Raw genomic sequence first — 26985 nt, forward strand, 5'->3', positions numbered from 1 at the left:
CCAGTTTTTCTATGTGCTGGGCGCCACAACCAAGGATTTCACCTGCACTCAGGCTACAGAACTCTTGGGCGTTGCGCCAAGTTTTCCTGTCCGCGCGGGCAATGGTGTTACCCGGATGCAAGAGTCCTCAGCATCCGCTCGGCCGCCACCGAGGGGCTAAGCCGCCCCGACCCGACCTCGGCGCCCAGCCGGTCCATCTCGGACCGGGCCTGCGGGGTCTCCAACTTGGCGAGGAGCGCGTGGCGTACCTCCTGGTCGAACCAGTAGCGGGCCTGTTCGGCGCGGTTGGCCTCCCAATGGCCGTTCTTTTTGCGCCAGTCGGCAAGGGCCTGCATCTCGCCCCAGGCCTGGTCCAGTCCGTGCTCCTCGACCGCCGAGACTGTCATTGCCTTGGGAAAGCCCTCGGGGTCCTGCGGGCGTTTGCGCAGCAGGCGCAGCGCCCCGGCGTAGTCGGCGCAGGTGCGGGTGGCGGTGGCTTTCAGGTCGCCGTCGGCCTTATTGATCAGGATGAGGTCGGCCATTTCCATGATGCCGCGCTTGACGCCCTGCAGCTCGTCGCCGCCGGCCGGCGCCAGCAGCAGCAGGAACAGGTCGGACATTTCCGAGACTACGGTTTCCGACTGGCCCACGCCCACCGTTTCGATCAGAACCACGTCGAACTCGGCCGCCTCGCACAGGGCGATGGCCTCGCGCGTACGGCGGGCGACGCCGCCCAGATGGCTCTGGCTGGGCGAGGGGCGGATGAAGGCGTACGGCTCGCGGCTGAGGCGTTCCATCCGGGTCTTGTCGCCCAGGATCGAGCCGCCCGACCGGGCCGAGCTGGGATCGACCGCCAGAACCGCCACCCGCAGCCCCTGCCCGATCAGCATCATGCCGAAACTCTCGATGAAGGTGGACTTGCCCACACCCGGCGTTCCCGACAGGCCGATGCGCAGCGCCTGCCGCCCGGCGCCTGACAGCGCGTCGAGCAGCTGTGCCGTCTGGGCGCGGTGATCGGCGCGGGTGCTTTCGACAAGGGTGATCGCACGTGCCAACGCCCGGCGGTCACCCTTGAGGATCCTGTCGGCAAGCTCGGCTGTGGTCATGGGCGGGGTCCTTCGTCGAAATCTGCCCTAGATGACGGGGATGGGCGGGGTTTGTCCAGTACCGCCGCGCGCGGGATTTGACGCAGGCGTTCTGGACCTTGGCCGGGGCTTTGGCGATAAGGCGGCATGACCCGTCTACCGATCGACGATGCCCTGCCCGACCTGATCGACGCGCTGCGCGCGCGCGGCCGCGCCGTGCTGCAGGCTCCGCCCGGGGCCGGCAAGACCACGCGCGTGCCGCTGGCTATGCGCGACGCCGGCCTGTGCGACGGGCGGATCGTGATGCTGGAACCGCGGCGGCTGGCCGCCCGCGCCGCTGCCGAACGCATGGCCGAGACACTGGGCGAACGTGCGGGCGAGACCGTCGGCTATCGCGTGCGGGGCGAGGCGAAAGTGTCGAAAGCCACCCGGATCGAGGTGGTGACCGAAGGCATCCTGACCCGGATGCTGCAATCCGAGCCCGATCTGCCCGGTGTGGGTGCAGTGATCTTCGACGAATTCCACGAACGCTCTTTGAACGCCGATCTGGGGCTGGCCCTGTGCCTCGAGGTCGCCGGCGCGCTGCGCGACGACCTGATCCTGCTGGCAATGTCGGCCACGCTGGATGCCGATCCGGTGGCGCGGTTGATGGACGCGCCGCTGGTGACATCCGAAGGGCGCAGTTTCCCGGTCCGGACCCGCTGGCTGGACCGCCCGCTGGGCCCACAGGCGCGGCGGCTGGACGCGCTGGTCGATCTGGTGGTTCAGGCCGAGCGCGACACCCGCACCACCGGCGGCGGCATTCTGGTGTTTCTGCCCGGCGAGGGCGAGATCCGCCGGGCCGAGGCCGCGCTGGCCGGGCGGCTGCCCGGCGATTGCGCGATCCGGTCGTTGTTCGGCGCCCTGCCCTTTGCCGCCCAGCGCGCCGCCCTTGCGCCGGCCGAATCCGGGCGCAAGGTGGTGCTGGCCACCGCGATCGCCGAGACCTCGCTGACCATTCCGGACATCCGGGTGGTGGTGGACATGGGTCAGGCCCGCCGCGCGCGGTTCGATCCGGGCTCGGGCATGTCGCGGCTGGTGACCGAGCGCGTCACCCGCGCCGAGGCGACCCAGCGCGCGGGCCGTGCAGGCCGCGTGGCCGAAGGCCTGTGCTATCGGCTGTGGTCGAAGGGTGAGGAAGGCGCCCTGCCCGCCTTTCCACCCGCCGAGATCGAGGCCGCCGACCTGACCGGACTTGCGCTGGAACTGGCCCTGTGGGGAGCCGAGCCGCAGGATCTGGCCTTTCTGACACCACCGCCCGAGGGGGCGCTGGCCGAGGCGCGCGCGCTGCTGCGGATGCTGGGCGCGCTGGACGGCAAGGGCCGGATCACCGAACATGGCCGCGCACTGGCTGGTCTGCCGCTGCATCCGCGGCTGGGGCACATGCTGGTCACGGCCGGCGCGCAGGCCGCCCCGCTTGCCGCCCTGATGGCCGAGCGCGATCCGCTGAAGGGCGCGCCGGTGGACCTGTCGCTGCGGCTCGAGGCGCTACGCGATCCGCGCGCCTATCAGCGCAACCGGATCTGGCCCGCCAATCCCGGCGTTCTGGACCGAATCCGGTCCGAGGCGAAACGGCTGCGCGGCCAGATCAAGACCGAAGGCGACCCGCTGAGCCCGGCGGCGATGGCCGCGCTGGCCTATCCCGACCGGGTCGGCCAGCGGCGCAAGGGCGACGCGCCGCGCTATGTGCTGTCGGGCGGCAAGGGTGTGGTGATGGACCCCGGCGATCCGCTGGCCGCGGCGCCGTATCTGGTGGCCATCGATACTGACGGCAACCCGCGCGAGGCCCGGCTGCGCATGGCCGCGCAGATCACCGAGGCCGAGATCCGCGCGCTGTTCGCCGACCAGATCGAATGGGTTGAGACCTGCGCCTGGTCGAAACGGGACCGCCGGGTGGTGGCCCGGCGGCAGGAACGGTTCGGTGCGCTGGTGCTGGATGCCCGCATCTGGAAGGACGTGCCCGACGAGTCCGTGGCCCGCGCGATGCTGGACGGCGTGCGCGATCTGGGGCTGCGTCTTGAGGGCAAGGCCGCGCGACTGGCAGCGCGGGTCGAGCTGGTGCGGGCGGCGGGCGTCGACCTGCCTGATTTCTCGGACAGCGGGCTGATGGACACGCTTGAGGATTGGCTGCTGCCGATGCTGACGGGCGTGCGCAGTGCCGAGGATTGGAAGCGGTTCGACCTGCTGCCCGCCCTTCAGGCGCGGCTGAGTTGGGACCAGATGCAGGAACTGGACCGCCGCGCGCCCCCGGCCTTCGTCACGCCGCTGGGGCGCAAGGTCCCGATCGACTATGGCAAGGCGGTGCCCGAAATCGCCGTTCGCCTTCAGGAGATGTTCGGGGTCACGCGGCACCCGATGGTGGGCGGCGAGCCGCTGAAGATCACCCTTCTGTCCCCCGCGCAACGCCCGATCCAGATCACCCGCGACTTGCCGGGGTTCTGGGCCGGGTCCTATGCCGATGTGCGCAAGGACATGCGCGCGCAATATCCCAAGCACCCCTGGCCCGAGGACCCGACCCAGGCCGACCCGACCCTGCGGGCCAAACGCAGGGGTGCTTGAATACCGTCTGTCAGATTGATATCTCTCGCCGTCTGGAAGGCAGAACAACAAAAAAACGGCAGGCACCCGCAATGACATTGCTGCACAAATTCTGGGAGGGGGTTCTGAAACCCCTGTTTCAGCGTCCGCGCCTCGTGCAGTTCGCGGCGCTGTGTACCCGTGGCGATGACCCCGATACGCAGGTGCTGCTGGTTACCAGCCGCGACACCGGGCGGTGGATCATCCCCAAGGGCTGGCCGATTGACGGGCTGAACGGGGCCCAAGCCGCAGCGCAGGAGGCCTGGGAAGAGGCCGGCGTGCGCACCGCCGAGGTCGATCCAGAGCCGGTCGGCAGCTACTGCTACGGCAAGGTCCGCAAAAGTGGCGTGATCGATCCGGTCTGCACCACGGTCTATCGGCTGCGGGTCACCGAACTGGCCGATGAATTTCCCGAAATGCACGAACGCACCCGCGAGTGGGTCTCGCCGCAAGAGGCGTCCGAACGCGTCCATGAACCAGAGCTGAAAAAGCTGCTGTTGCGGATCTAACCGCCGGCACCGCTCAGCCCTGCCGGAACTGATCTGGGGTCAGCGGACCCGTTTCACCCCGCGTGATCAGCTCTGCCACCCGATCGCAGATCGGGGTCGGTGTGCCGGTTTCGCGGCCCAGCCGGGTGATCTCGCCCTGCAGGCTGTCGATTTCGGTTGGGCGACCGGCATCCAGATCATAGGCCATCGAGGTGCGCGCGGCGGGGTCGATCGTCAGCATCCGTGCCGCGATGCGCGAAAACAGCGGTGTGGGCAGGCGCAGGATATGCGGCGTCATCCAAGCCGGCAGCGGCGTTGTCGAGGCCACGGGGCGCCCGGAGGTGGCCAGAACCGCCAGCGCCTCGGCCATCTGGTCGGCCATCAGACGGCGCCAGTCGCGGTTCAAGAGCTGTTCGCGCAGGGTCAGGCCCGACAGCGCGTTCAGCGCGTTGTTGAGGTTGATGACCAGCTTGCCCCATTGCACCGCCTCGATCCCATCGGTTTCGGTGACGGGTAGATCGGACGAGGACAGGCGGCGCGCCAGCCCGCCAGGGCCGGACTGGATCACGATGTCGCCGGATGTCGCGCGATGCCAGATGGCCGGACCGGAAGGCACCACGTTGAACGGCACCATCCCGGCGCGCACGTCCCGCCCGGGCAGCGCGGTGCGCAGGGTGCGGGCGTTTTCCATCCCGTTCTGCCACGAAATGACCGGGGCCGCGGAAGGGGCATGCGCGGCGATCAAACGGGCCATCTCGGCGGTGGCGCCGGTTTTTACCGTGACCATAACCAGATTGGCGTCGGACAGGCAGGCGGGGTCATCGGACAGGGTCAGACGGTCGGCGGGGATCGTTTTGCGCAGGCCCGAATAGTCGGTCGCGGTCAGCCCATTCTGCCGGATCGGATCCAGCACCCGCGCCCGGCCCAGCAGCGTAACATCATGCCCGGCATCGGCCAGCAGGCCCCCGCAATAACATCCGATGCTGCCCGCGCCCGCGATCACCAGTTTCATGCCGTCCCTTTCCCGTTTGCCGCCAAGGATCGCCGGGATCGCGCGGGCGGGCAAGCCAGACGGGCGCTGACGTGACGTTCAGCGCGCGCGCCGGGGTTTGGTGCGTTCCAGCTCCGGGGTGATCGGAATGAACTCGTTTTCGTCCCCCGGCGGCAGGTGGAAGGCGCCGTTGGCCCAATCGGCGGATTTCCATTCGCGGATCGCCGTTTCGATCTTGTCCTTCGAAGACGAGACGAAGTTCCACCAGATATACCGATCCTCATTCATCGTGGCCCCGCCCAGCAGCATCAGCCGTGCCCCCGCCGGCCCGGCGGTCACCGACAGGCGGTCACCCGGGCGGAAGACCATCATGCGGCCTTCGTCGAACCGGTCACCCGCGATCTCGACCGAGCCCTGGGTGACGTAGACGCCCCGATCCTCATGATCGTCGGGCAGCGGAAACGCGGCGCCGGGATCCAGTTGCACGTCCAGATAGAAGATTTCAGACAGCATCGTGACCGGGCTGGTTTCCCCATAGGCCGAGCCGAGGATCAGCCGGGCGCTGACACCGGCATCCTGGATATGCGGCAACGCGCCCTGCTTGTGATGTTCGAAATCGGGGGCCATGTCTTCGTGCGCTTCGGGCAGCGCGATCCAGGTCTGGATGCCGAACAGGCTGTGCCGCTTGGCGCGGGTTTCGGCGCTGGTGCGTTCGGAGTGGGTAACGCCGCGGCCCGCGACCATCCAGTTGACCTCGCCGGGATAGATCATCTGATGGGTGCCAAGGCTGTCGCGATGTTCAAACTCGCCCTGGTACAGGTAGGTGACCGTGCCCAGCCCGATATGCGGATGCGGGCGAACGTCGATGCCGCCATCTGTGATGAACTCGGCCGGACCCATCTGATCGAAGAAGATAAAGGGCCCCACCAACTGACGCTTGACCGAGGGCAGCGCGCGGCGCACCTCGAACCCGCCCAGATCGCGGGCGCGCGGGATGATCAGGGTCTCCAGCGCCGAACCTTCGCTGACGCATTCGGGGCTGTGGGTGGGGTTCCAGCTCATGTCGGCCTCCAATCCGGTGCGGCGGGATGTTCACCCTTGCCAATCTAGCGCAAAATACCAGCGGACAAAGTGCATCTGCGCACAGACAGGCTGCGCCCCGGATCAGTCCTGTGCGCGGGGCCAGAGCTGCGGGAAAAACGGGCCGGCGATCCGGTCGCCCTCGGCATAGCCGGCGGCTTCAAACTGCGCCCGCTCCTCCTTGGCCCAATCGCCGCGATACCGGATCACCCCGTCCGGCCCGGTCATGCGCAGGGTGAAGCGGCGCACGGTTTCCGTGGGCGTGACCGAGGACAGCCCCCCGTGCAGCGTGCGCATGTCGAAATAGATGCAGTCGCCCAGATCCATATCCCATCGTAGCAGGTCGTAGGCGCTGGGGTCGGCATTCACGTCCGGTGGCGGGTGATAGGTGCGGCCTGCAACCTGAGTGGGTTCATAACTGGGGTGCCCGTCGGCGAACCGCACCCGCATGAACAGCTTGTCCCACAGGTGCGAGCCGCGCACGAAAGCGATCCCGTTGTCCTTGCTGACCGGCTCAAGCGGCAGCCACAGCACGCACATCGAGCCTTCGAAATCGAAATAGGACAGGTCCTGATGGAATGGCGGGCGCGAGGTCGATCCGGCCTCGCGCAGGAACCAGTTGTCCATCACCAGATTGATCGGCGCGGCGCCCAGCAATTCGGACGCGATCGGCGCACAGGGCGAGCTGCGGACGAATTCCTCGAACTGGGGGATCTTGCTCCAGGCCCAGAAATCCTCGAGATAGGCGGGCGCGTCCGGGTCCTTGGTGTGGCGGGTGAAGTTCTCGGTCGGGGTCTGCAGATCGGCGTCGATGCCCGCGCGCAGCAACTCGAGCCAGTCCGCGCTGAATTTCTGGCGCAGCACCACCGCGCCATCGCGGCGGAAGGCGGTGATTTCATCCTTGGTCAGCAGGTTGGCATCTGTCATCGGCTTCCCCCTTGGTGACGCAACCAGAAGGATCGCACCTGAAAGGCGCAGGCGTCAAAGACTTTTGCCGCCTCGGTCCATTCCACGCGCTTTCGTTCGCTGGTTGGCCGGATTTTGCCCGGAACGCTCGGAATGAGCCGTGATCGTGCTATGCTTCCACTGTGGCGGTTGGAACAGCTGCCGGGTCAGCACAGGAGAGGTTTCGATGCCCGGAGATTCACTGAACCGAAGAACCATGCTGGTGGCCGGCACCGCTCTGGTCGCCACGGCCGGCAGCGGCCTCATCATGCCTGCCCGAGCCAGTGGGTTGGCACCGACCCCGTCGATGCGGGGCGGATCGAACAACTACCGCCCGGGCGCGCCAATCGTCGACCGGATCGGCGGCGGCGGTTTCTGGATGACCGGCACAGTACGGCGGGCCGGCGACGGCGCGCCCCTGCCCGGTCAGCGCATCCAGGTCTGGGCGCATACCACAGAAGGCCACGAGCGCGACCCGCAAAGCCACGGCGCCACCCTGACCGATGCGAACGGAGAATTCCGGCTGGAGATGCCGCAGATCGTGCCGGCCTTTGGTCAGCCGCACGGACATCTGGCCTATGACAGCGGCGAATTCGAGACCGTCTTCCTGCGCCCGATCATGTCCAGTGCGCGCGACAAGACTCTCGCCGCGCATTTCGTTCTGCAACCGGTCTGAACCACGTGCCGCGCACGGGCGTCCTTGCTGTCTGGCTGGCGCTGATCGCGGCCATCGCGGTGCCTGTGGTGGTGGCGGGGTTCAGCCCGTATCTGGCCTGGCGCAGCCCGATCTACATCGCTGCGGGCTTTGCCGGAGTCATCGGGTTGGGATTGCTGCTGGTACAGCCGCTGCTGGCTGCGCGCATGTTGCCGGGGCTGACCGCGATGAACAGCCGAATGGTGCACCGCTGGGTCGGCATCGCCCTGATCGCCATGATTGCCCTGCATGTGGGCGGGTTGTGGATCACCAGCCCCCCGGACGTGGTGGATGCCATGCTGTTCCGGTCGCCTACCTCGTTCTCGGCCTGGGGCGTGGCGGCCATGTGGGCAGCGTTCGCCGCCGCGGCGCTGGCCGCGCTGCGCAGCCGGCTGGGATGGCGGTTCCGCCCCTGGCGGTTGGCCCATGCCAGTCTTGCGCTGGTGACCATCCTGGGCACGGTCGTTCATGCCCTGCTGATCGAGGGCGCAATGGAAACCGTCACCAAGGCCACATTGTGCGGGCTTGTATTATTCGCCTGCGTCGGGGCGTTGATCAGATTGCAGGTCTGGGTCGTGAAACCGCGGGGTTAAGCGACGGGCGCACGTCAGGTCGCCAGGCGCTTGGCATAGGTGGCGCGGTTCATCTCTACATCCCGTACGGTAATGTTGCCGACCTTCGGCGCCGCGGCGGCCAGAACATCCAGAATGATCGCGTTCAGCTCGGCTCGCGTCCGTTCATCCCGTCCCTGCATCAGCAACAGAGAGGCATGGATGAAGGTCTGCGGCTCGGTCCCGATGAAGGAATATGGGATCGGCATCGCGCGGATTTTGAGCGTTGGTGCGTCAAACTCCTCATGCGCGGCGAGGACCCTATAGAGTTCTTCGCATATGGCTTGAAAATCATGCGATTGCTCAAGTCCGGCTGAAAATTCCAAGACGACGTGCGGCATGGGAGCCTCCAAGAACGAAAGAGAACCAGTGGCTCCCATTGAATGTCTGAGGGGGCTTCAGACCCCCAAACACCAGCGCATTACCGCCTTCTGCGCATGCAGGCGGTTTTCGGCCTCGTCAAAGATCACCGAGTTCGGCCCATCCATCACCTCGGAGGTCGCTTCCTCCTCGCGGTGGGCGGGCAGGCAGTGCATGAACAGGGCGTCGGGTTTGGCATGGGACATGAGCTCCGCGTTGACCTGATAGGGCCGCAGCAGGTTGTGCCGGCGTTCCTTCGCGGATTGGGAATCGTGCATCGAAACCCAGGTGTCGGCCACAACCAGATCAGCGCCATCGACGGCCTTGTACGGGTCGCGTTCGACCACGATCTTCGAGCCCTTCTGGCGGGCGAAACCCATGAACTCTTCCTCGGGATCGAACTGGGCGGGGCCGGTGAAGGTCAGGTCAAAGCCGAACTGGCCCGCCGCGTGCAGGAACGAGGCGCAGACATTGTTGCCGTCACCCGTCCAGACCACCTTTTTCCCGTCGATGGGGCCGCGGTGTTCTTCATAGGTCAGCACGTCGGCCATGATCTGGCAGGGATGGGTGCGGTCGGTCAGGCCGTTGATCACCGGCACGTCCGAGTATTCGGCCATCTCGGTCAGGATGGTTTCGTCAAAGGTGCGGATCATGATCATGTCGACATAGCGCGACAGCACGCGGGCGGTGTCGGCGATGGTCTCGCCATGGCCCAGCTGCATGTCCTTGCCCGACAGCACCATGGTCTGACCGCCCATCTGGCGCACGCCTACATCGAACGAAACGCGGGTCCGGGTTGATGGTTTTTCGAAGATCAGCGCGACCATGCGGCCGGCCAGCGGCTGTTCATCGTCGGGTGCGGCCTTAGGGCGGCCCAACCGGGCCTGCTTCATCGCGCCGGCCTGATCGATCATCGACCGCAGCGCGGCGGCGTCGGTTTTGTGGATATCAAGGAAATGGTTCATGTCGGTTCGCTTTTTTACTGTCGGTTGCCGGGGGCACCGCCCCCGGCGCATTCGGGAATAGGGGGCGTCAGGCCGAGGCGAGTTGGCCCTGGACCTGCCGGGCGGTTTTCTCGAGGCGGATCTGGGCCTGGGCAATGTCATCCTCGGTCAGGGTCAGCGGCGGCAGCAGGCGGATCACGTTGTCGGCTGCGGGCACGGTGATGACTTCGTTTTCATAACCGGCCGCGACAACATCGGCGTTGGACGCCTTGCATTTCAGGCCCAGCATCAGGCCGGATCCGCGGACCTCTTCGAACACGTCGGGGTGATCGGCGACAAGACCCTCGAGCTTTTGGCGCAGCAGCCCCGCCTTGCGGTTGACGCCGTCCAGGAAGGCCGGGGTTGCCACGTGGTCCAGAACCGCGCAGCCCACCGCGCAGCCCAGCGGGTTGCCGCCATAGGTCGACCCATGGGTGCCCGCGGTCATGCCGCTGGCGGCCGCTTCGGTAGCCAGCACCGCACCTAACGGGAAGCCGCCACCGATACCCTTGGCCGCCATCATGATGTCGGGCGTGATGCCCGCCCATTCATGGGCAAAGAGTTTCCCGGTCCGGCCGACGCCGCACTGCACCTCGTCGAGGATCAGCAGCAAGCCGTTGTCGTCGCAGATCTGGCGCAGGGCCTTGAGCTCGACATCGGGGACGGGGCGGATGCCGCCCTCGCCCTGGATCGGCTCGATCATGATCGCGGCGGTCTTGTCGCTGATCGCGTTGGTCACACCGTCCAGATCGCCGAAGGCGACATGCACGAACCCCGGCAGCAGCGGGCCGAACCCCTTGGTCATTTTCTCGGACCCGGCAGCGGCGATGCCCGCTGAAGAACGCCCATGGAAAGACCCATCAAACGTGATGATCTCCACCCGCTCGGGTTGCCCCTGATCGTAGAAGTATTTGCGGGCCATCTTGACCGCCAATTCGCAGGACTCGGTGCCCGAATTAGTGAAGAACACCGTGTCGGCAAAGGTCAGATCCACCAGCTTGTCGGCCAGCGCCTGCTGCTGCGGAATATGGTACAGGTTCGACACGTGCCACAGCGCGTGCGCCTGTTCAGTCAAGGCCCCTACCAGTGCCGGGTGGGCATGGCCCAGCGCATTCACCGCAATCCCCGCGCCTAGATCAAGGAAACGTCGGCCGTCCGCCTCGGTCAGCCAGGCGCCTTCGCCCTTAACGAAGGTCAGCGGAGCACGATTGTAGGTCGGCAGAACGGACGGGATCATCGGATCATCCTTTTTGGAAAACTTGAACCCAGTGACTGAAACACTGAGACCGGGTTCGTCAACAGATTTGGTGAGAGATGCGCGGATTTGGGTCGCGCGCGCAGGATCAAACGGGCCGGTTACGCGGTGATGCGTCGGCGTCGGAGCGGCAGGATATGCGCGAGTTTGATCATGGGTGCCCGTATAGCGGGGCCAACCCAGTGTGGAAAGGCAAAATGTATCCGCCCATGGATTTTTTGCAGGCGCGGGTCGGGCGCCTTGCAATTCGGGCTTGTCATTTCTCTTACGCTGGCGCACCGATGGCCCATGTTCTCACCACAAGCCCACAACCCTGCCCTGGCAGCCGTACTTATCTTCTGCGCCAGCGCTTTCATCGCGGGCACGACATTGCTGGCCAAAGCTCTGGGCACCGAGACACTGGGCCCGCCCCTGCACCCGATGCAGATCAGCCATGGCCGGTTCCTGTTCGCATTTGTGGTCATCGTGGCAGCGGTTGGCGTTCTGCGTCCCCAACTACGGCGTCCCCACTGGGGCCTGCATGTCGGACGCACCAGCTTCGGGTGGACTGGCATTACTCTGATGTTCGCGTCGGTCGCCTATATCCCCATAGCCGATGCCACGGCGATATCGTTTCTGAACCCTGTTTTCGCGATGGTTCTGGCCATTCCTCTGCTGAAAGAGACCGTGGGGCCTTGGCGCTGGTTGGCGGCGGCGGTGGCTTTGACGGGGGCCATCATCCTGCTGCGCCCGACCCCCGACAGCTTTCAACCCGCGGCTCTGCTGGCCTTGGCGGCGGCGGCAGTGATCGGGATGGAACTGATCTTCATCAAAAAGCTGTCTGGCCGCGAGAGCCCCATCCAGATCCTGCTCATCAACAATGCCATGGGCTTGACGATTGCCAGCATCGCGGTCGCAACCGTCTGGCAGCCACCATCGCCCGCTCAGTGGGCGGCTTTGGCCGGCATTGGTTTTCTGATGGCTTGCGCGCAGGCCTGCTTCGTCAATGGAATGGCCCGGGCAGATGCCTCGTTCGTAGCGCCGATCAGCTATGCAACGCTGATATTCGCCGCGCTTTATGACTTTGCGGTGTTCCGGGTCGTTCCGGATTGGGTCAGTTTGCTGGGCTCAGGGGTCATTCTGACCGGAGCGCTGATCCTTGTCTGGCGCGAGGCCCGAGCCAGACGCCGCTAGGATTTTTTTCTACGGCCTTGTCCGCAGGCGACCCCGATGTCGCAAACTCTCATGAAACCGACACCGCATGACGCACCCTGAATGCGGTTGGTTAGAGAGATTGCCCGATGCACGAACGCCGAATCCCGGAATGGGTCCGTCATGCGCCCGCGCCCTCCGTTCGCAAGTTCGGCATACTTGCCGGGTTCGAGGCCGTGGTTCGCGGCATCCTGATTTCCGTATTCCCCTTGGTGATGTTCCGGGCCATGGGCGACGCCGGGTCCGTCTCGCTCGTTTACTTTCTGGTCGGCCTCGTTTCGCTATTGGCCGGACTGATGGTGCCGTTCCTGATCCGCTATGTCCCACGGCGATGGGCCTACACAGCCGGCTGCGTTATGTTCATCACCGGCGCTCTGCTGGCCATCGAGGGTAGCCCCGAGGCCGTGATCGGGGCGCTTGCGCTGAACACCGTGGCCGCGGTGGTGACCTTTATCTGCTTCAACGCCTACGTTTTGGACTACATCAGCAAGATCGAGCTCGGCCGCTGCGAAACAAGCCGGATGTTCTACAGCGCGCTGGGTTGGACAGCGGGGCCGATGGCAGGCGTGATGTTGATGGAATTATGGGCGCCGGCCCCTTTCGTCATCAGCGCGGCCGCCGCCACCGGGATGCTGATCATGTTCTGGGCCATGCGTTTGGGCAACGGCAAACTGATTACCAAGGCCAGGAGGGCAACGAAAAATCCGCTGTCATTTCTGCCTCGGTTCTTTGCCCAACCACGGTTGGTGGCCGGGTATCTGTTTGCCATGGTCCGGTCCTGTGGCTGGTGGATCTATGTGGTCTACCTTCCGATTTTCGCCATCGAAAACGGGTTGGGTGAGCAATTGGGCGGCACGCTTTTGTCAGCCACGAACGCCATGCTGTTTGCTGCCCCCCTGATTCTGCGCTGGGTCCAGAACCGGTCTCTGCGCAGCGCCGTACGAACGGGCTTTGCCGCCTGCGCCACATGTTTTCTGTTGGCTGCATTTCTCTCGGGCTGGCCGGTGGCATCGGTCGTCGCACTCGTCATGGGGTCAATCTGGTTGATCGTGCTGGACATTTGTGCCGGTCTGCCATTCCTGATGGCGGTGAAGCCGTCCGAGCGGACAGAGATGTCCGCAATCTATTCCAGCTATCGCGACGTTTCGGGAATTCTGACACCGGGCGTTGCCGCCTTGGTGTTGCTGGCGACACCGGTGGCTGGTGTTTTTGCAGCAGGTGGGTTTGCACTGCTGGGCGCCTGGTCCGTGGCCGCGCGACTGCATCCGCGGCTGGGACGCCCACGCGTGCCTCTACAGCCCGGTTCGTTGTCCGAAGCTGCCTAGGCCTTCAAACGGTAACCGGTCCGCAGCATTTGCCAGATGACGGCGCAGATCAGCAGGGTGGACAGCAAACAGACGGCCATCCCCAACATCGGGTTGCTGTCCGACACGCCGATCATGCCGTATCGCAATCCGTCGATCAGGTAGAAAACGGGGTTCACGTGGCTGATCCTGTTCAGCAACGGCGGCAACGCGTCGACCGAGTAGAAGGTGCCGGACAGAAACGCCAAAGGGGTGACGATGAAGTTGGTAATGGCGGCCATCTGATCGAACTTGTTGGCGAAAACCCCTGCCAGCAGGCCCAGCGCGCCCATGAACGCACCCCCAAGAATGACGAAAACCAAGGCCAGCGCGGGATGCTGCGGCATCAACCCCAAGCCAAGCGCCAGCGCAGCGGCCAGCATCAACGCGATCAGCACACCCCGTGCGATGCCGCCCGCCAGATAGCCCAGCAATATCTCGAGCGGGGACAGCGGCGGCATCAGGGTATCGACGATGTTGCCCTGCACTTTCGAGATCACCATCGAGGACGAAGTGTTGGCAAAGGCGTTCTGAATCACCGTCATCATCATGATCCCGGGCGCCAGGAATGTCAGGAAGGGCACGCCCATGACATCCGGCCGCCCCGGGCCGACGGCAATGTTGAAGATCAGCAGGAACAGCCCCGCTGTGACCAGAGGCGCCAGCAGGGTCTGCGTCCAGACCGCCAGGAAGCGCAGGGTTTCGCGCTGGGCCAGTGTCCACAACCCCATCCAGTTGACCGCTCCGAAACGGCGCATGTCCTGATCCGCGAGATTCTGCATTCCTGCCCCCAATCTGATTCGATGACCGCTTGTAACTCGGCCCGCAGTGATTAGAATAGGGCGCTGAGACGAATTCCGAAGGCGGCCCGTGACCGAGGCCGCTTTCCCGCTTTTGAAAGGCTACCCATGTCCTGGACAGACGAGCGCGTTGAACTGCTCAAGAAAATGTGGGGCGAAGGCCAGTCGGCCAGCCAGATCGCCAAGGAACTGGGCGGGGTCACCCGCAACGCGGTGATCGGCAAGGTCCATCGCCTGGGCCTGTCGAACCGGACCACCGGCGCCGCACCGGCCAAGGCCGAGCCCAAGGAAAAACCGGCCCCCGCACCCAAGGCCGAGGCCAAGCCCAAACCCGCCCCCAAGACCGAACCGGCCCGCCCTGCAGCAGCCGCGCCGGCCGCCGAGGCAAAGCCGGCCACGCCGCCGCGCCGCCAGATCATTCCGGCCGGCCAGCCGCTGCCGCCGCAGCCTTCGGCCAATGAAATCAGCCCCGAGGCACTGGCCAAGGTCAACGAGGTCGAGAAGAAGGCCAAGAAGCTGACCCTGATGGAACTGACCGAAAAGACCTGCAAATGGCCCGTGGGCGATCCGGCCACGGATGATTTCTGGTTTTGCGGTCTGCCGGCCGAGCCGGGCAAACCCTATTGTGAGGCGCATGTGGGCGTCGCCTTCCAACCCATGAGCTCGCGCCGCGACCGGCGTCGCTGAGGCCCGTGCGCCAGGATCCGACAGCGATGGAGGATACCTGGCTGGCCCGGGCCAAACGGCTTTTGGCGCTGGCCGAAACCGGCCAGCATTTCACCGCCGATCCGTTCGACCGCGAACGTTATGACGAAATCGCCGGAATGGCCCGCGCGATGCTGGCCGACCTGGGTCGGGTGCCTTTGTCAAAGATCGAAATGGCGATGCCTGCCCACTCGGGCGGATACGCAACACCGAGCATCGACATCCGCGCCGCCGTAATTCGCAACGGCGGTATCCTGCTGGTACGGGAACGCAGAGACGGGTTGTGGGCGATGCCTGGCGGTTTTGCCGATATCGGCAGCTCTCCATCGGAGAACATCGAACGCGAAGTCTTGGAGGAAGCCGGTCTGCGTGTCGCGGCGCAGACACTCTATGCCGTACGCCACAAGGCACGGCATCCCCACCCGGCAGATCCACGGGACTTCTACAAACTGTTCTTCCTATGCAGCCCTTTGGATGCCGCCACCCCGACCCCGGGCCCCGAAACCAGCGAAGCGGCGTTCTTCGCCCCGGATGCGTTGCCGGACCTGTCCCTGACACGCAATCTGGAAAAAGACATCCACGATGCGTTTCAAGCGAACGGCAAGTCACCCAGCCCGGCGATGTTTGACTGACCGCTACTGCGCCGGGTGCGAATGTGGCCCTGCCGGCAGGTGCACCCATTTGGGCAGTTCGTCGGGCGAAACCGAGACATGCAGGCGTTCGGACGGGTCCTGACCTACGGTGCGATGCTTGCGCAGCAGGAAGATCTTGCCCCACCCCCGCCACGTCCCGACCGACGGTGCATGCGGATCGGTGGGAAAGCGGGTGCGCCAATCTTCTGGCAGCGGCAGACCATGCAACTCGGCCTTGTCGAGCATCCACACCAGCGAAATGTTGGCCAGCGGTCGCGCGGGCTCGAACCCGCTGAGTTGCCCCCCGACGTCACCATGCGTGCCGCGGAACCAGACCTGTTCGCAATGGCCGCGGAAATCCGGTGCGGTCGACCAAAGGACCGGCGTGAAGACCTCTCGCGTTTCATCCAGCGCCAGCGCATGATACCCGTGCCGGGTGGACGGCCCGAGGTGGTGATTGTGAAATGAATGCCGCTCTTCGGCCATGCGCCACAGCAGCGGCAGACGCAGTCCCAATGCCTTGACCGTGTCCCAGACGCCGATCATCTCAATTTCGACGCCGTCGTGGCAGAAATTCCGGCGAAAGTCCTGCGCGGCCTGCCCGCCCGGGTTGCACTCATAATGCCGGTAGGCCTGCTTGATGTTGCGCTCGGTCGCATGCTCGGCCTGCAGCAGCCCGATCATATCGATGACGCCGGCAAGGCTGCGCACACCATAGGCGCCGCGGGAATAGCCGATGAAGTAGATCCGATCGCCGGGCTTGTACCGCGAGGCAAGATAGCCGTAGGCCCTGCGGATCTGGCGATTGATCCCCCGCCCCATCATCACGTCCAGCGTGGACTTCCAGCTCTCCCATTGCACGCCCGCTTCATAGAAGACCGAGACCTGATTGCCCATTTCACAGCACAGCCGAAAGGTCTGGCCGGCATGGGTCTCGAACCCGGGCTCCAAGGTCGACATCGTTCCGTCCAGGATGATGACATGACTGATGGGTTCGCGGTGGCGCGTTTCGGCGGAATGCTCGGACCGCAGGGGGCGGCCGAGCCATCCAAGTATCTTCTTACCGAACCGCGACAGTACCATTCGACAACAATTCCCAAACCTTGACCGGAGTGAACGGCATGTCCGCCTGCCGCACCCCATGATCCCAGAGCGCATCCTGCACCGCATTTGCAACCGCGGCCAATGCGCCAACGGTGCCTGCCTCGCCGCATCCTTTCATTCCCATGGGGTTGGCGGTCGACGGAACCGGCGCCGAGGTAAACCTAATCATGGGTATGTCAGCGGCGCGCGGCAAGGCGTAATCCATGAACGTTGCCGTGAGCAACTGCCCCTCACCATCATGCACCACGTGCTCGCGCAGCGCCTGACCGATGCCCTGGGCCACCCCGCCATGCACCTGCCCTTCGGCCAGCATGGGGTTGATGAGATTGCCGAAATCATCGACGACCGTATAGCGGTCGACCGTCGTCGTGCCGGTTTCCGGGTCGATCACGATCTCGGCAACATGGGCGCCGTTAGGATAGCTGCGCGCCTCGAGCCGCGTGCGGGCCTCGTGCTGCAGCAGGTCGGTGCGGCCATCCGCGCGGGCCATTTCGGCCGCTTCGATCAGCGTCGGCGTCAGGTTCGACCCCGGCGCGCGAAAGGTTTCATGGTCGAAGGTCACATCACTTTCCTCGACCCCCATTTTATCCGCCAGATAGGGCGTGAATGCGGCGATCATCTGGTCAATCGTGACCAGCGTCGCCGCGCTTTGCACCGTGACCGAGCGCGACCCGCCGGTGCCGCCGCCCTGCGCCATGCGGTCGCTGTCACCTTGCACGACCCGGATCCGGTCGGCCGGAATCCCGGTCTGATCCGACAGGAACTGGGCATAGACCGTCTCATGGCCCTGCCCGTTCGATTGCGTCCCGACATAAAGGTTCACTGTTCCGTCCTGACAAAATTCGACTTTTGCGCCTTCGGAAGGGTCACCCAGAATGCTTTCGATATAGTAACAAAGCCCCTGCCCCCGGATCAGACCACGTTCGGCGTCGGCGGCCTTGCGCGCGGCGAAACCGGCGGTCTGTTCGGCGGCGCGGGACAGAACCAATCCGAAATCGCCCACATCATAGGTTTCACCGGTGGCCGAGACATAGGGAAAAGCCTCGGGCCGGATGAAGTTACGGCGGCGCAGTTCCCACGGGTCGACGCCCAGTTCCCGCGCGGCGCGGTCCATCGCGCGTTCCAGCACATAGATCGCCTCGGGTCGGCCGGCACCGCGATAGGCATCGACCTGAGTGGTGTTGGTATAAAACCCCTCGACCCGCAGATAGGTTTTCTGCACGTCATAGACGCCGGGCAGCACGCATTTGAACAGGTTGGTCTGGATCGCCTGACCGAAATGGCTGTTGTAGGCGCCCAGGTTGCAGCGGCTGTGGACCCGGTAGGCGGTGATGCGAAGATCCTCGTCAAAGGCCAGCTCGGCCAGCGAGGTCAGGTCGCGCCCGTGGTGGTCGGACAACATCGCCTCGGTCCGGTCCGACATCCAGTGCACGGGCTGGCCCAGTTGCATCGCCGCCACCGCGACCGAGAAATACTCGGGATACGGCATCGCCTTCATGCCGAACCCGCCGCCGACGTCTGGCGTGGTGACATGGACCGCCTGAGGGTCCAGCCGCAGCTTGTCGGCCAGCTGCGCCTTCATCCCCCAGACACCCTGCCCGCCATAGCTGAAATGCAGCCGCCCGTCGGACCAGACCGCATTGCAGCCGCGCGGCTCGATCGAGTTCACGATCACCCGGTTGTCGGCCACCTGCAGCGACACGACATGGGCGGCGGCGTCAAAGGCGGCCTGGGTCGCGGCCTCGTCGCCCACCGCCCAGTCAAAGGCGCGGTTGTCGGGGGCCTCGGGGTGCAGCGGCTCACCGCCCGGCGCAAGGTCCAGCTTGGCGGGGCGGTCGGCGGTATCCATCCAGATCAGCTCGGCGGCGTCGCGGGCCTGTGCGGGCGTATCAGCCACGACCATCGCCACCGGCTCGCCGACGAAGCGCACCCGGTCGCGGGCCAGCATGTGGCGCGGGGGACTGGCGGCGCGGCTGCCGTCGCGGTTGACAAGGATCGTGGCGCTCAGCACCGGGTCGATTCCGGCGGCGATCAGGTCATCGATGGTCAGCACCAGCCGCACACCGGGCGCGGCGCGGGCGGCGTCGAGGTCCAGCGCGGTGATGTCGCCATGCGCCACCGGGCTGCGAAAGAACACCGCGTACAGCGCACCGGGCGGCACCGTATCGTCCATGTAGCGCCCCTGACCGGTCAGGAACCGCTGATCCTCGGTCCGGGTGACCGGTTGGCTCTTGCCGAACTTTTCCATGACGCGCCCCTTTCGCTGCCTCAGACCGCGACCCTAGCCTTGATGCGGCGGATGTCCAGTGCGCGAGGTGCTTGGCCCTTTCCCTTCCCGCCGCCATTCGCTATTGCAGGCGCTGACCCAAGATCGATGACGCAGGACGCACCCGATGGCGATGGACAAGACATTCAACGCGGCCGAGGCCGAGGCCCGGATCTACAAGGCCTGGGAAGAGGCCGGAGCCTTCAAGGCAGGCGCGAACAAGTCGCGCGACGAAAGCTTTTGCATCATGATCCCGCCGCCGAACGTGACCGGCGCGCTGCATGTGGGCCATGCGTTCAACAACACCCTGCAGGACATTCTGACCCGCTGGCACCGGATGCGCGGGTTCGACACGTTGTGGCAGCCCGGGCAGGACCATGCCGGCATCGCCACGCAGATGCAGGTCGAGAAGATGCTCGCCGCCACGCAACAACCCAGCCGGAACGAACTGGGCCGTGAGAAGTTCCTTGAGAAAGTTTGGGAGTGGAAGGGCGAATACGGCGGCACCATCATCGAGCAGCTGAAACGCCTCGGCTCTTCGTGCGACTGGTCGCGCAACGCCTTCACCATGGCCGGTGCGGCCGGCGACCCGCGCACGGGCCACGAAAACAGCCCCAACTTCCATGACGCGGTCATCAAGGTCTTTGTCGACATGTACGACAAGGGCCTGATCTACCGCGGCAAGCGGCTGGTCAACTGGGACCCGCATTTCGAGACCGCGATCTCGGACCTCGAGGTCGAGAATATCGAGGTCGCCGGCCATATGTGGCACTTCAAGTACCCGCTGGCCGGGGGCGAGACCTATACCTACGTCGAAAGGGACGAGGACGGAAACGTCATCCTCGAGGAAGAGCGCGACTATATCTCGATCGCCACGACCCGCCCCGAGACCATGCTGGGCGACGGCGCGGTTGCGGTGCACCCGTCGGACGAACGCTATGCGCCCATCGTCGGCAAGCTGTGCGAAATCCCGGTGGGCCCGAAAGAGCACCGCCGCCAGATCCCGATCATCACCGACGAATACCCCGACCCGAATTTCGGCTCGGGCGCGGTGAAGATCACCGGCGCGCATGACTTCAACGACTATCAGGTGGCCAAGCGCGGCAAGATCCCGATGTACCGCCTGATGGACACGCGCGGCCACATGCGGGCCGACGGCGCGCCCTATGCGGACGAAGCCGCCAAGGCCCAGGAATATGCCCGCGGGCGCGAATTCACTGAGAACGAGATCGACGCGATCAACCTGGTGCCCGACCATCTGCGCGGCCTGGACCGGTTCGAGGCGCGCGCCAAGGTGGTCGAAGAAATCACCGCCGAAGGCCTGGCCGTGATGACCCGCGCGGACGATCCGCGCCTGGGATCGAGCGCGCTGAAACCCGATGCCGAGGGTAAAGACGCGCTGGTGCCGCTGGTCGAGAGCAAACCGATCATGCAGCCCTTCGGCGACCGCTCGAAGGTGGTGATCGAGCCGATGCTGACCGATCAGTGGTTCGTTGAGACGTCAAAGATCGTGGGCCCCGCGCTGGACGCGGTGCGCGACGGCCGGGTCAAGATCATCCCGGAATCGGGCGAAAAGACCTATTACCACTGGCTGGAAAACATCGAACCCTGGTGCATCAGCCGCCAGTTGTGGTGGGGGCATCAGATTCCGGTCTGGTACGGGCTGGACCTGTCGGCCGAGGATTTCAAGGATGATGAAAACGACGGCGAGTTGGACCTGGTCGAACTGGGCCGGCTGCTGAACGAAGGCGGCATGCTGCACCGGGGCGCGGTCATGGAGTGCGCCGCCAGCTTCGAAGACGTCACCGGAAAATTCCTGGATGACAATGCCGACATTCCCAGCCCGCTCAGCCACGCCACGGTGATCGAGGTAGCCGACAAGCACGAGGCGATCCACCGGTTCGCCGAAAGCCTGGCGCAATACGCGATCGACCGCGACCCGACCAAGCTGGTCTATCCGGTCTGGCGTGACCCGGATGTGCTGGACACCTGGTTCTCGTCCGGCCTGTGGCCCATCGGCACGCTGGGCTGGCCCGAACAGACCGAGGAGTTGCAGCGCTACTTCCCCACCGATGTCCTGATCACCGGGTTCGACATCCTGTTCTTCTGGGTCGCCCGGATGATGATGATGCAGCTGGCCGTGGTGAACGAAATTCCGTTCCACACCGTCTATCTGCACCAGCTCGTCCGCGACGAGAAGGGCAAGAAGATGTCCAAGACCACCGGCAACGTCATCGACCCGCTGGAAATCGTGGACGAGTTCGGCGCCGACGCGCTGCGCTTTACCAACGCGTCGATGGCGGCCATCGGCGGCGTGCTGAAACTGTCGCGCGAGCGCATCACCGGCTATCGCAACTTTGGCACCAAGCTGTGGAACGCCGTCCGCTTTGCCGAGATGAACGAGGTCTTTACCGACGCCGTCCCGCAACTGGACGTGGCCGAGTTGCAGCCCAAGGCCGCCGTAAACCGCTGGATCATCGGCGAAACCGCCCGCGTGCGCGAAGAGGTCGACTCGGCGCTGGAGAGCTATCGCTTCAATGACGCGGCCAATGCGCTTTATGCCTTTGTCTGGGGCAAGGTCTGTGACTGGTACGTGGAACTGTCCAAACCGCTGCTGCAGGGCGACGATGCCGAGGCCCAGGCCGAGACCCGCGCCACCATGCGCTGGGTTCTGGATCAGTGCCTGGTCCTGCTGCACCCGATCATGCCCTTCATCACCGAAGAGCTGTGGGGCCTGACCGGCGCGCGACCCAAGATGCTGGTGCATGCCGACTGGCCAACCTATGCTGCCGCCGATCTGGTCGATTCCGACGCGGATCGCGAGATGAACTGGGTGATCTCGGTGATCGAGAACACCCGCTCGGCCCGCGCCCAGATGCGCGTTCCGGCGGGCCTGTACGTGCCGATGCTGGTGACCGAGATCGACGCCCACGGCCAGGCCGCCTGGGACCGAAACGAGGCGCTGATCAAGCGGCTGGCCCGGATCGACAGCCTGACCAAAGCCGAGACGCTGCCCAAGGGCACGATCTCGATCGCCGCGCCCGGCGCGTCCTTCGGCCTGCCGCTGGCCGACATCATCGACATCGGCGCCGAAAAGGAACGGCTGGAAAAAGCCAAGGGCAAACTGGCCAAGGAACTGGGCGGTCTGCGCGGGCGTCTCAACAACCCCAAATTCGTGGCCTCGGCCCCGGAAGAGGTGGTGGAAGAGGCCAAGGCCAACCTGGCCGCCCGCGAAGAGGAAGAGGCCCGCATCAACGAGGCGCTAGCCCGACTGGCCGAGATCGCCTGATCCGTCAGCCCTCCGCAGCTTGACGAAACCCCGCCGCGCACGCCCGGCGGGGTTTTTTCCACCCGGCCCTGTTCACCGGGCCAAACGGTTGCTAGCAATCTCGGGACCAATCCACCGAGGCCCCCATGTCCAGACCCTTTCCGCCGATGCAGACCGTTTCAACCGGGCTGGTCGTGGCCGTAGTCGGCTTTTTCAGTTCCTTTCCGATTGTCCTGCAGGGGCTGGACGCCATGGGCGCTTCGGGGCCGCAGGCGGCATCGGGGCTGATGATGGCCGCCCTTGCCATGGGGCTGGCTGCGATCGTGCTCAGCCTGTGGTACCGCCAACCGATCAGCGTGGCCTGGTCCACGCCCGGTGCGGCGCTATTGGCGGTTTCGGCCGCGCCGGCTGCGGGTTTCTCGGGTGCCATCGGCGCGTTCCTGTTTGCGGGTGCGCTGACCGTTCTGGCCGGAATGTGGCGCCCGCTGGGACGGTTGGCGGCGGCGATTCCCACCTCCTTGGCGCAGGCGATGCTGGGCGGGGTGCTGCTGCCGCTGTGCATCGTCCCGTTTCAGGCCGCGGTCGAGATCCCCTGGCAGGCGCTGCCGGTGATCCTGACCTGGTTCATCGCCGGACGTGTGCACAGACTGCTGGCGGTCCCCGCCGCCGTGCTGGCCGCCGCGCTGGTCGTCGTTCTGTTCTCTGACGGACCGTCTGTGCGCCCCGACCAGCTGCTGGCCGCGCCGGTCTGGACCACGCCCACATTCTCGGTGGCGTCGATGATCGGCATCGGGGTGCCGCTGTTCGTGGTCACGATGGCCACGCAGAACATACCCGGCATCGCGGTGATGCGCAGCTTTGGCTATGCCCCGGTCGCAGGGCGGCTTTTCTCGGCCGTGGGCGGGGCCAGCATCCTGTCGGCCCCCTTCGGCGCGCCGGCGACCTGCCTTGCGGCCATCACCGCCGCCATGTGCTCGAACGAGGACAGCCACCCCGACCGGGATCAGCGCTATTGGTCCGCAGTCATGGCCGGAGTGTTCTATTGCCTGTTCGGGGTATTCGCCGTGGCCATCACCGGATTTGCCGCCCATGCCGATCCGATGCTGATGGGCACGTTGACCGGCGTCGCACTGATCGGGGTCATGGCCAATGCCACCTTCGCCGCGCTCGAGGTTCCGGCCGAGCGCGAAGCCGCGATCCTGACCTTTGCCATCACCGCCTCGGGCATCACCGTGTTTGGCCTGGGCGCGGCGGTCTGGGGTCTGCTGGCAGGCGGCGTCGCCTATGGGGTGACGACGCGCCTGCGGGGCTGAGACCCACCTGGCCGCGGCCCGCGAGTTTACTTGAACTCGGGCTTGCGGCCCTGCATCTGGGCCATCACCACTTCCATCTGGTCGGGTTTGCCGATCAGCTCGACCTGTTCGGCAGATTCGGCCAGCAGAACCTCGGCGCGCGACTTGGTTTCGGCCACCTCGATCAGGCGTTTCGCGGCGCGGATGGCCGAGGGGCTCTTGCCCGCGATATCCTCGGCCAGCGCGATGGCTTCGGTCAGCGGATCATCCGACAGGCTGGTGACCAGCCCCCAATCGGCGGCCTGAGCGGCACCGATGGGCCGCGCGGTATAGGTCAGCATGCGCAGCACGTCGGACCGTACCAGTTTCGGCAACAGGACCATGCCGCCCATGTCGGGGATGATGCCCCATTTCATCTCCATCACGGCCAGCTTGGCATCGGGATGGGCAATGCGGATATCGGCACCCAGCGCGATCTGCAGTCCACCGCCATAGGCCACGCCCTGAATGGCGCAGATCACCGGCACCGGCACGCGGCGCCAGATCAGCGCCAGTTCCTGCATCTCGTTGGCGTCGTCATGGCCGCGGGTCATCAGCCACTCGGTCGGGTCCTTGTGCGCCATGGCCGCAAAACTGGCCATGTCGAGCCCCGCGCAGAAGCTTTTGCCCTCGCCCGACAGAACCACGGCACGGGCGTCCGAGGCGGCGACCTCTTGCCCCGCTGCCAAGATTGCCTTGATCATCGCATCATCCAGCGCGTTCATCTTGTCGCCGCGGGTCAGGGTGACATGGGCGATTTGGTTCCTGTATTCGAGTGATACGCGCGCCATCTGGGCCTCCGGGTTTGATGTTCCGGGCAAACAATGCCCCGAAACCCGCAGCCGACGCCAGCCCGACGTGAGGGCAGATCGGTGCGGACGCCCCGGCCCCATGCAAGGCTTGCCCCGGCCATGCCCTTGGGATTATCTGCGCCCATGACCGGACCCAGATACACCCCGCTTGCCCAATCCCTGCCCGCAACCGTGCCCTTCGTCGGCCCCGAGACGCAGGAGCGCCAGCGCAGCACCCCCTTCGTGGCCCGGCTGGGCGCGAACGAGAACGTATTCGGCCCCTCGCCCCGCGCGATCGAGGCGATGCGGCAGGCCGCTGACGGCATCTGGATGTATGGCGACCCCGAGAACCACGATCTGCGCCATGCACTGGCCGATCATCACGGGATCAGCCCCGACAACATCGTGGTCGGAGAAGGCATCGACGGGCTTTTGGGCTATTTGGTGCGTCTGATGGTCGGTCCGGGCGATGCGGTCGTGACCTCGGACGGGGCCTATCCCACCTTCAACTACCACGTCGCGGGCTATGGCGGGGCGATCCACAAGGTGCCTTATGCCAATGATCACGAAGACCTGGCCGCCCTGTTCGCCAAGGCGGCCGAGGTCGAGGCCAAGCTGGTCTATCTGGCCAATCCTGACAACCCGATGGGCAGCTGGCATCGCGGCGCTGACATCGTCGCGGCGATGGACGCCCTGCCGGACGGCTGTCTGCTGGTTTTGGACGAGGCTTACGTGGAATGCGCGCCCGATGGCACCGCCGCGCCGGTCACGGCGGATGATCCGCGCGTGATCCGGATGCGCACCTTTTCCAAGGTCTACGGCATGGCCGGCGCGCGGGTCGGCTATGCGATCGGAGCGCCCGAGTTGATCTCGGCCTTCAACAAGGTGCGCAACCATTTCGGCATGAACCGCATGGCGCAGGCCGGTGCGCTGGCCGCCCTGCACGATCAGGACTGGCTGGCGCAGGTACAGGCACGGATCGCCTCGGCCCGCGACCGGATCGGTGCGATTGCGCGTGACAACGGGTTGACCCCGCTGCCCTCGGCCACCAATTTCGTGGCGATCGACTGTGGGCGCGACGGAGCATTTGCCAAGGCGGTGCTGGAGGTGCTGGTGGCGCAAGGGATCTTCGTGCGGATGCCATTTGCAGCCCCGCAGAACCGCTGCATCCGCGTCAGTTGCGGCACCGAAGCCGAGCTGAACGCCTTTGCCGCCGCCCTGCCGCAGGCGCTGGCGGCAGCGCGCAACGCCTAGCCCGCCAGAACCGCCGCCGCAGCCTCGAGCGCGCCGGACCCGCGCGGGATCTCCAACGCGGCCATGGCGGTTTCGATGCCGCCCAGCAGGCCCATGACCATGTGCCCGTTCAGATGGCCCATGTGGCCCAGCCGGAAACACGAGTCCTCGTCCGCCATGCCCAGCCCTATGCCAAGGGTAAGGCCCAGATGCCGCTCGGTATAGCTGCGCAGGGGCGTGCCGCGACCCTCGGTCAAGCGCAAGGCGGTGACGGCATGGCTGCGATGCGCACGATCGCAGACGTTCAGGTGCAGCGCCCCGCCTTCGGCCCAGACCTCGCAGGCAGCCCAGACGGCTTGTGCCAGCCGCGCATGGCGGGCCCAGACATGCTCAAGCCCCTCGGCATGGATCAGATCCAGGGCGGCGCGCAGACCATACAGGTGGTGCGTCGGCGCGGTGCCGCCGAAATACTGATAGAACCAGTCGGGCTCTGATCGCGGCTGCCAGTCCCAATAGCCCGAAACCCGCGGCATCGCGGCCCGTTTGGCCTTGGCCCGGTCGTTGAAGAACACGAAGGACATGCCCGCCGGGGTCATCAGCCCCTTCTGGCAGGCGGTGACCATGACATCGACGCCCCAGTCATCCATCTCGAACCGGTCGCAGCCCAGCGAGGCGATGCAGTCCGCCATCAGCAATGCCGGGTGGTTCAGATCGTCCAACAGCGCCCGCAGCGCCGGAATGTCGTTGCGGATCGAGCTTGACGTGTCCACATGCACCGCAAGAACCGCCTTGATCCGGTGGTCGGCATCAGCCCGCAGGGTCTGTGCAATCCGGTCCATGTACCACGGGTCGGACGGACCGAAATCGATCAACTCGACCTTGACGCCCAGACGCTCGGCCATTTCCGCCCAGCCATGGGTGAACCGCCCCGAAGCCGGAGCCAGCACGGTTTCCCCCGGCGCCAGAACGTTGGACAGCGCCGCCTCCCACGCGCCGTGGCCGTTGGCGATGTAGATCGCCACCTCGTGCCGGGTACGGGCCACGCGGCGCAGGTCGGCCGTCAGGTCGGGCATCATCTCGACCAGTTCACCGGCATAGATATTGGGCGACGGGCGGTGCATCGCCTGCAGCACCGCGTCCGGAATCACGGAAGGGCCCGGAATGGCCAGATAATTTCGCCCTTGGGCGAAGGAAACTTTGTCTGTCATGTGGATCAACCTGCCTGTAATGGCGC

The 26985-nt window shown here is 65.4% G+C and carries 23 protein-coding genes; 11 read left to right on the forward strand and 12 right to left on the reverse strand.

Features of this window, described 5'->3' with window-relative positions; translation table 11 throughout:
• Nucleotides 1-107: 107 nt before the first annotated feature.
• A complete protein-coding gene (gene meaB / locus ACR0JC_RS06190; RefSeq protein WP_170338012.1) occupies nucleotides 108-1085 on the reverse strand; it encodes a methylmalonyl Co-A mutase-associated GTPase MeaB in 978 nt (325 codons plus the stop codon).
• 126 nt (nucleotides 1086-1211) lie between these two features.
• Here meaB and hrpB point away from each other — a divergent pair, with 126 nt between their 5' ends.
• Nucleotides 1212-3662, forward strand: a complete 2451-nt coding sequence (gene hrpB / locus ACR0JC_RS06195) for an ATP-dependent helicase HrpB (RefSeq protein ID WP_170338010.1) — start codon at nucleotides 1212-1214, stop codon at nucleotides 3660-3662.
• Between the two features lie 71 nt (nucleotides 3663-3733).
• Complete coding sequence (locus ACR0JC_RS06200) at nucleotides 3734-4189, forward strand: NUDIX hydrolase (RefSeq protein WP_170338007.1); 456 nt, start codon at nucleotides 3734-3736, stop codon at nucleotides 4187-4189.
• Between the two features lie 13 nt (nucleotides 4190-4202).
• Here ACR0JC_RS06200 and ACR0JC_RS06205 read toward each other — a convergent pair whose 3' ends face one another.
• The 3 genes from ACR0JC_RS06205 to ACR0JC_RS06215 all read right to left on the reverse strand — a co-directional run bounded on the left by ACR0JC_RS06205 (nucleotide 4203) and on the right by ACR0JC_RS06215 (nucleotide 7166).
• Nucleotides 4203-5180, reverse strand: a complete 978-nt coding sequence (locus ACR0JC_RS06205) for a 2-dehydropantoate 2-reductase (RefSeq protein ID WP_170338005.1) — start codon at nucleotides 5178-5180, stop codon at nucleotides 4203-4205.
• 78 nt (nucleotides 5181-5258) lie between these two features.
• Nucleotides 5259-6221: a pirin family protein gene (locus ACR0JC_RS06210; RefSeq protein ID WP_170338003.1), complete on the reverse strand. Its 963-nt coding sequence runs from the start codon at nucleotides 6219-6221 to the stop codon at nucleotides 5259-5261.
• Nucleotides 6222-6323: 102 nt separating this feature from the next.
• On the reverse strand, nucleotides 6324-7166 hold the full coding sequence (locus tag ACR0JC_RS06215; RefSeq protein WP_170338001.1) for a phytanoyl-CoA dioxygenase family protein: 843 nt from the start codon (nucleotides 7164-7166) through the stop codon (nucleotides 6324-6326).
• 205 nt (nucleotides 7167-7371) lie between these two features.
• Here ACR0JC_RS06215 and ACR0JC_RS06220 point away from each other — a divergent pair, with 205 nt between their 5' ends.
• Nucleotides 7372-7860, forward strand: a complete 489-nt coding sequence (locus tag ACR0JC_RS06220) for a peptidase associated/transthyretin-like domain-containing protein (RefSeq protein WP_170337999.1) — start codon at nucleotides 7372-7374, stop codon at nucleotides 7858-7860.
• Nucleotides 7861-7865: 5 nt separating this feature from the next.
• A complete protein-coding gene (locus ACR0JC_RS06225) occupies nucleotides 7866-8471 on the forward strand; it encodes a ferric reductase-like transmembrane domain-containing protein (RefSeq protein WP_170337997.1) in 606 nt (201 codons plus the stop codon).
• Between the two features lie 14 nt (nucleotides 8472-8485).
• On the opposite strand, the gene ACR0JC_RS06230 is transcribed toward ACR0JC_RS06225, so the two are convergent.
• The 3 genes from ACR0JC_RS06230 to ACR0JC_RS06240 all read right to left on the reverse strand — a co-directional run bounded on the left by ACR0JC_RS06230 (nucleotide 8486) and on the right by ACR0JC_RS06240 (nucleotide 11069).
• Nucleotides 8486-8830 carry a 5-carboxymethyl-2-hydroxymuconate Delta-isomerase gene (locus ACR0JC_RS06230; protein WP_170337995.1) on the reverse strand — a complete coding sequence of 115 codons (345 nt, stop codon included), beginning with the start codon at nucleotides 8828-8830 and terminating at the stop codon, nucleotides 8486-8488.
• A gap of 57 nt (nucleotides 8831-8887) precedes the next feature.
• The gene (gene argF / locus ACR0JC_RS06235) at nucleotides 8888-9814 is read right to left on the reverse strand and encodes an ornithine carbamoyltransferase (RefSeq protein WP_170337993.1); all 927 of its coding nucleotides are present in this window, start codon (nucleotides 9812-9814) and stop codon (nucleotides 8888-8890) included.
• Nucleotides 9815-9881: 67 nt separating this feature from the next.
• Nucleotides 9882-11069, reverse strand: coding sequence for an aspartate aminotransferase family protein (locus ACR0JC_RS06240; RefSeq protein ID WP_170337991.1), 1188 nt, complete (start codon nucleotides 11067-11069; stop codon nucleotides 9882-9884).
• 306 nt (nucleotides 11070-11375) lie between these two features.
• Here ACR0JC_RS06240 and ACR0JC_RS06245 point away from each other — a divergent pair, with 306 nt between their 5' ends.
• A complete protein-coding gene (locus tag ACR0JC_RS06245; protein ID WP_170337989.1) occupies nucleotides 11376-12260 on the forward strand; it encodes a DMT family transporter in 885 nt (294 codons plus the stop codon).
• Nucleotides 12261-12367: 107 nt separating this feature from the next.
• Complete coding sequence (locus ACR0JC_RS06250; RefSeq protein ID WP_170337987.1) at nucleotides 12368-13603, forward strand: MFS transporter; 1236 nt, start codon at nucleotides 12368-12370, stop codon at nucleotides 13601-13603.
• Here ACR0JC_RS06250 and ACR0JC_RS06255 read toward each other — a convergent pair.
• Nucleotides 13600-14403: an ABC transporter permease gene (locus tag ACR0JC_RS06255; protein WP_093962716.1), complete on the reverse strand. Its 804-nt coding sequence runs from the start codon at nucleotides 14401-14403 to the stop codon at nucleotides 13600-13602. The two genes, ACR0JC_RS06250 and ACR0JC_RS06255, sit on opposite strands and share 4 nt — an antisense overlap.
• A gap of 126 nt (nucleotides 14404-14529) precedes the next feature.
• Between ACR0JC_RS06255 and ACR0JC_RS06260 the strand changes: the two genes are divergently transcribed.
• A complete protein-coding gene (locus ACR0JC_RS06260; RefSeq protein ID WP_093962717.1) occupies nucleotides 14530-15108 on the forward strand; it encodes a GcrA family cell cycle regulator in 579 nt (192 codons plus the stop codon).
• 26 nt (nucleotides 15109-15134) lie between these two features.
• Nucleotides 15135-15758, forward strand: a complete 624-nt coding sequence (locus ACR0JC_RS06265) for an NUDIX hydrolase (protein ID WP_170337985.1) — start codon at nucleotides 15135-15137, stop codon at nucleotides 15756-15758.
• 3 nt (nucleotides 15759-15761) lie between these two features.
• On the opposite strand, the gene ACR0JC_RS06270 is transcribed toward ACR0JC_RS06265, so the two are convergent.
• On the reverse strand, nucleotides 15762-16841 hold the full coding sequence (locus ACR0JC_RS06270; protein ID WP_170337983.1) for a DUF2235 domain-containing protein: 1080 nt from the start codon (nucleotides 16839-16841) through the stop codon (nucleotides 15762-15764).
• Nucleotides 16819-19110, reverse strand: coding sequence for a xanthine dehydrogenase family protein molybdopterin-binding subunit (locus tag ACR0JC_RS06275; RefSeq protein ID WP_170337981.1), 2292 nt, complete (start codon nucleotides 19108-19110; stop codon nucleotides 16819-16821). The genes ACR0JC_RS06270 and ACR0JC_RS06275 overlap by 23 nt, the downstream gene beginning before the upstream one ends.
• Nucleotides 19111-19255: 145 nt before the next feature.
• On the opposite strand from ACR0JC_RS06275, the gene ACR0JC_RS06280 reads away from it, so the two are divergent.
• Together ACR0JC_RS06280 and ACR0JC_RS06285 are read left to right on the forward strand one after the other, a co-directional pair.
• Nucleotides 19256-22417, forward strand: a complete 3162-nt coding sequence (locus tag ACR0JC_RS06280) for a valine--tRNA ligase (RefSeq protein ID WP_170337979.1) — start codon at nucleotides 19256-19258, stop codon at nucleotides 22415-22417.
• 125 nt (nucleotides 22418-22542) lie between these two features.
• Entirely contained in the window at nucleotides 22543-23709 is a 1167-nt protein-coding gene (locus ACR0JC_RS06285) for a benzoate/H(+) symporter BenE family transporter (RefSeq protein WP_254438855.1), read from the forward strand.
• Between the two features lie 26 nt (nucleotides 23710-23735).
• On the opposite strand, the gene ACR0JC_RS06290 is transcribed toward ACR0JC_RS06285, so the two are convergent.
• A complete protein-coding gene (locus ACR0JC_RS06290) occupies nucleotides 23736-24518 on the reverse strand; it encodes a crotonase/enoyl-CoA hydratase family protein (protein WP_170337977.1) in 783 nt (260 codons plus the stop codon).
• Between the two features lie 144 nt (nucleotides 24519-24662).
• Here ACR0JC_RS06290 and ACR0JC_RS06295 point away from each other — a divergent pair, with 144 nt between their 5' ends.
• The gene (locus tag ACR0JC_RS06295) at nucleotides 24663-25772 is read left to right on the forward strand and encodes a pyridoxal phosphate-dependent aminotransferase (RefSeq protein ID WP_170337975.1); all 1110 of its coding nucleotides are present in this window, start codon (nucleotides 24663-24665) and stop codon (nucleotides 25770-25772) included.
• On the opposite strand, the gene ACR0JC_RS06300 is transcribed toward ACR0JC_RS06295, so the two are convergent.
• On the reverse strand, nucleotides 25769-26959 hold the full coding sequence (locus tag ACR0JC_RS06300; RefSeq protein WP_170337972.1) for a pyridoxal-phosphate-dependent aminotransferase family protein: 1191 nt from the start codon (nucleotides 26957-26959) through the stop codon (nucleotides 25769-25771). The two genes, ACR0JC_RS06295 and ACR0JC_RS06300, sit on opposite strands and share 4 nt — an antisense overlap.
• Nucleotides 26960-26985 lie beyond the last annotated feature (26 nt).

This window comes from Ruegeria sp. CH5 (genome assembly GCF_056537025.1).

Bases quoted from the DNA above. Each gene is read 5' to 3' on its own strand.
- meaB (WP_170338012.1), bottom strand. From the start codon at position 1,085: ATGACCACAGCCGAGCTTGCCGACAGGATCCTCAAGGGTGACCGCCGG.
- hrpB (WP_170338010.1), top strand. From the start codon at position 1,212: ATGACCCGTCTACCGATCGACGATGCCCTGCCCGACCTGATCGACGCG.
- ACR0JC_RS06200 (WP_170338007.1), top strand. From the start codon at position 3,734: ATGACATTGCTGCACAAATTCTGGGAGGGGGTTCTGAAACCCCTGTTT.
- ACR0JC_RS06205 (WP_170338005.1), bottom strand. From the start codon at position 5,180: ATGAAACTGGTGATCGCGGGCGCGGGCAGCATCGGATGTTATTGCGGG.
- ACR0JC_RS06210 (WP_170338003.1), bottom strand. From the start codon at position 6,221: ATGAGCTGGAACCCCACCCACAGCCCCGAATGCGTCAGCGAAGGTTCG.
- ACR0JC_RS06215 (WP_170338001.1), bottom strand. From the start codon at position 7,166: ATGACAGATGCCAACCTGCTGACCAAGGATGAAATCACCGCCTTCCGC.
- ACR0JC_RS06220 (WP_170337999.1), top strand. From the start codon at position 7,372: ATGCCCGGAGATTCACTGAACCGAAGAACCATGCTGGTGGCCGGCACC.
- ACR0JC_RS06230 (WP_170337995.1), bottom strand. From the start codon at position 8,830: ATGCCGCACGTCGTCTTGGAATTTTCAGCCGGACTTGAGCAATCGCAT.
- argF (WP_170337993.1), bottom strand. From the start codon at position 9,814: ATGAACCATTTCCTTGATATCCACAAAACCGACGCCGCCGCGCTGCGG.
- ACR0JC_RS06240 (WP_170337991.1), bottom strand. From the start codon at position 11,069: ATGATCCCGTCCGTTCTGCCGACCTACAATCGTGCTCCGCTGACCTTC.
- ACR0JC_RS06245 (WP_170337989.1), top strand. From the start codon at position 11,376: ATGTTCTCACCACAAGCCCACAACCCTGCCCTGGCAGCCGTACTTATC.
- ACR0JC_RS06250 (WP_170337987.1), top strand. From the start codon at position 12,368: ATGCACGAACGCCGAATCCCGGAATGGGTCCGTCATGCGCCCGCGCCC.
- ACR0JC_RS06255 (WP_093962716.1), bottom strand. From the start codon at position 14,403: ATGCAGAATCTCGCGGATCAGGACATGCGCCGTTTCGGAGCGGTCAAC.
- ACR0JC_RS06260 (WP_093962717.1), top strand. From the start codon at position 14,530: ATGTCCTGGACAGACGAGCGCGTTGAACTGCTCAAGAAAATGTGGGGC.
- ACR0JC_RS06265 (WP_170337985.1), top strand. From the start codon at position 15,135: ATGGAGGATACCTGGCTGGCCCGGGCCAAACGGCTTTTGGCGCTGGCC.
- ACR0JC_RS06270 (WP_170337983.1), bottom strand. From the start codon at position 16,841: ATGGTACTGTCGCGGTTCGGTAAGAAGATACTTGGATGGCTCGGCCGC.
- ACR0JC_RS06275 (WP_170337981.1), bottom strand. From the start codon at position 19,110: ATGGAAAAGTTCGGCAAGAGCCAACCGGTCACCCGGACCGAGGATCAG.
- ACR0JC_RS06280 (WP_170337979.1), top strand. From the start codon at position 19,256: ATGGCGATGGACAAGACATTCAACGCGGCCGAGGCCGAGGCCCGGATC.
- ACR0JC_RS06285 (WP_254438855.1), top strand. From the start codon at position 22,543: ATGTCCAGACCCTTTCCGCCGATGCAGACCGTTTCAACCGGGCTGGTC.
- ACR0JC_RS06290 (WP_170337977.1), bottom strand. From the start codon at position 24,518: ATGGCGCGCGTATCACTCGAATACAGGAACCAAATCGCCCATGTCACC.
- ACR0JC_RS06295 (WP_170337975.1), top strand. From the start codon at position 24,663: ATGACCGGACCCAGATACACCCCGCTTGCCCAATCCCTGCCCGCAACC.
- ACR0JC_RS06300 (WP_170337972.1), bottom strand. From the start codon at position 26,959: ATGACAGACAAAGTTTCCTTCGCCCAAGGGCGAAATTATCTGGCCATT.